Raw genomic sequence first — 2,654 nt, 5'->3', positions numbered from 1 at the left:
TATCTATTTCTTCAAGTAATTGTTCTCCTGCATACAGCTTCAATAAAATCTGAGAAAACCCGATTTTAAAATTTCCCTCTCCCAATCGCAAAGAAATAATTTTCTTCATTATTGTTCGTCACGCTCTAAAAACTAAACGATAAATTCTTCAGTTATGTTAGCATCACCAAGACTTATTCTCAGCTTAAACTTATCTCCTGATTCACTAGTAAACTCTGGTAACTGAATAAAATAATCTCTAAATTCAGATTTGACTTCTTTGAGAGTTTCTTCTAATTGAGAAAGTACCTCTAATTTCAACCCTAATGGTAAATATTTTTCTCCAGAAACTGGACATAAGCGAGCGCGAATTTTTAGCTTTTGTTCTGCTTGCGGTGTCACAGTCATCAGCAACATTACTGCTTGACTAGCTAAATTCATTTTTAAGTCAATTAATTTAGCTTTATTAATAGCTTCAGAACTATTTCTAGTCATATAACTGAGATTTTGTGGTTGTCTCATTAACAACTCTTCCGCATTTTGCCATTCTCGTCCAATATTTTCTTTAGTTTCTTTAAACCAATGTCTGAGTATTACGACTTTTTCTTTGATTGATTCACCAAGAGTTTGTTTAACAGTTATTTCGGACTGTTCTTTTTGGCTAAGATATTCAGGCAAATATTCCAAAGAACGTAATTGATTAAAAGCTACAACTCCTTCTGTTTCTTCTACTGAGGATACAAAACCAAGAAGATTTGCTTCTTGTAACGATTCATCTATATGTACAAATATATAACCAATACGACTTGACCAAGCATCTTCTGGAACATGAATATCGCCATCACCATAAACTGCACGACATTCTAACTTACCGTAATTTTTAACTTCTAAATCTGCTACATCAGCAAAGGTGGACATTACAGGATTGTTAAAGTCGCTGTTATTCCAATCAGTTTCATATCCCAGAGATTCTAAATAATCCTTCACAGTACATAAAGCCAAAACATTATAATAGAACTCTTTTGCTTTAACTGTAGTTAATTTTTTTCGGCTCAACTGTTTGGCTATTTCTCTGTGAACCGATTTTAGATTAACCGTGAAGATAAAAGTTTCAGTTAGTTCCCAAGTATTCATGACTTATAATCCCTAATTATTTATTGTAAATATTCTGCTAAATCAGCTTTTACTTTTTCAAATTCTCGTTCGTAAAAGCTTTTGATAGTAGTGTATGGTATGTTCCATTTATTTGAGAGATTTTTAAATGTTTCTCCTTCCCAATTGATAGCAATTAATACATCTTTAAATGTAATATCTGTTCTGTCCTTTCTAATTGGTTTGCCAAGTTTATTGTTAGGATCTTCATGGATGAGATTTTTAATTTCTTCGGATTGTTGATAGTAAGCAAATTCTTGTTCAGCATTCTCAAAAAGATATTCTCTCATTAAATTGATGTCTACGGGAGAAATGCTGATTTTGTCTTCTTCTTGTTTCTTAGATTGACTTTTTTTGAATCCTAATATTCTGCCAGCTGCATCTGAAAATTTTATAGAAATCCAGTGATTTATCAGAGCCATAAAATCTCCAATTGTTTCATCATATCGGTCAATTTTATCTAAAACATAGCGAATAGACTCTCCTTTAGCTTCTAGAAAAGCATCTTCATAATCTTGTGGAGATAATTGTAAAGTTGACCCAAGTCCTTGTTTCTTATATGTATTTTTTATTTCCATAGCCTTAATCAGGCATTGCACGGCTTGTTTTCTTTGAAAGCTATTCGCTTGAGTTTTTTTAATTTCTATTGCTAAAGTATTGATAAATTTATCTGTAATTAACTTTCTTTGATATTTTTTTTGGATAATTAAAGCTTCTTTTAGCAAAAAATCTGCTAATTCTTTAGAGTTATTTTTTTTGTTTATATGAAGTTGAAATGTATCTCCTAGTTCTTGTTGTAAATTTTCTTTTATTTGCTTAATCTCTTCAGAAAAAAGATTGATAATATATTGAGAATGCCACCAATAGCATGAAGATAAATGTGCAATAATTTGAATTTTTATATGTTTTTTTTCCTCTCTTTCAGGTGAAGTATTTTGATACTCCTTGAGTAAATCAACTAACTCTTGTGTATTCATCTTATCTTTTACCCTTTTTAGGATGCTCTATATCTCTCTGAGCAGTTCATACCCAGAACGCGACTCAAGCTCAGTCATTGTCTCAACTACCTCTAAATGTAGATGTGAAACGAATGCATTTATCTATTTTTCTCTAGAATAAGCAAGATTTTACGCAAAATTTCAATCTAATTTTAGATGTTACAACTACAAACAGTATTTCTGGTAAAAATTATGTATAAAAAATACTATTAAGTTCTAATCGCTCTCACTAGTATTGTTGTATCGAATATCACATCCTTAGTTCTTCCTTTGGACAAGATAGCCTTGGCGGTAATCACTCTTCTTTAATTTGGAAGCTTGACGTGCAGACCACTGACGCATAGGAGTAACTTTTTCTACATGAAGTAGCTTCTGGCGATAAGTATCATTGCCCGTTAGTTGAGCGATCGCACCAGCAATAAATCGAGCGCAGCGTTCTGGCTGAGACGAGACTTGTTCTTCTGCAAACCGGATGACTAGCCAGTTGGCATCGACAAAACACTTGTTTCGGTAATCATCCTCGCC

Annotated in this window: 2 protein-coding genes and 1 pseudogene; all 3 read right to left on the bottom strand. The window is 32.5% G+C overall.

Annotation, left to right across the window (positions count from 1 at the left end; all coding sequences use genetic code 11):
* Window positions 1–132 precede the first annotated feature (132 nt).
* Entirely contained in the window at window positions 133–1,113 is a 981-nt protein-coding gene (locus ACWATR_RS39300) for a DUF1822 family protein (protein WP_289794716.1), read from the bottom strand.
* 20 nt (window positions 1,114–1,133) lie between these two features.
* Entirely contained in the window at window positions 1,134–2,108 is a 975-nt protein-coding gene (locus ACWATR_RS39295) for a hypothetical protein (RefSeq protein WP_289794715.1), read from the bottom strand.
* A gap of 279 nt (window positions 2,109–2,387) precedes the next feature.
* Window positions 2,388–2,654, bottom strand: a pseudogene (locus tag ACWATR_RS39290) (hypothetical protein); the annotation flags it as partial.

The sequence above is a fragment of the Nostoc sp. UIC 10890 genome (genome assembly GCF_054786515.1).
This window is presented reverse-complemented; position numbering and strand designations above follow the sequence as displayed.

Bases quoted from the DNA above. Each gene is read 5' to 3' on its own strand.
- ACWATR_RS39300 (WP_289794716.1), bottom strand. From the start codon at position 1,113: ATGAATACTTGGGAACTAACTGAAACTTTTATCTTCACGGTTAATCTA.
- ACWATR_RS39295 (WP_289794715.1), bottom strand. From the start codon at position 2,108: ATGAATACACAAGAGTTAGTTGATTTACTCAAGGAGTATCAAAATACT.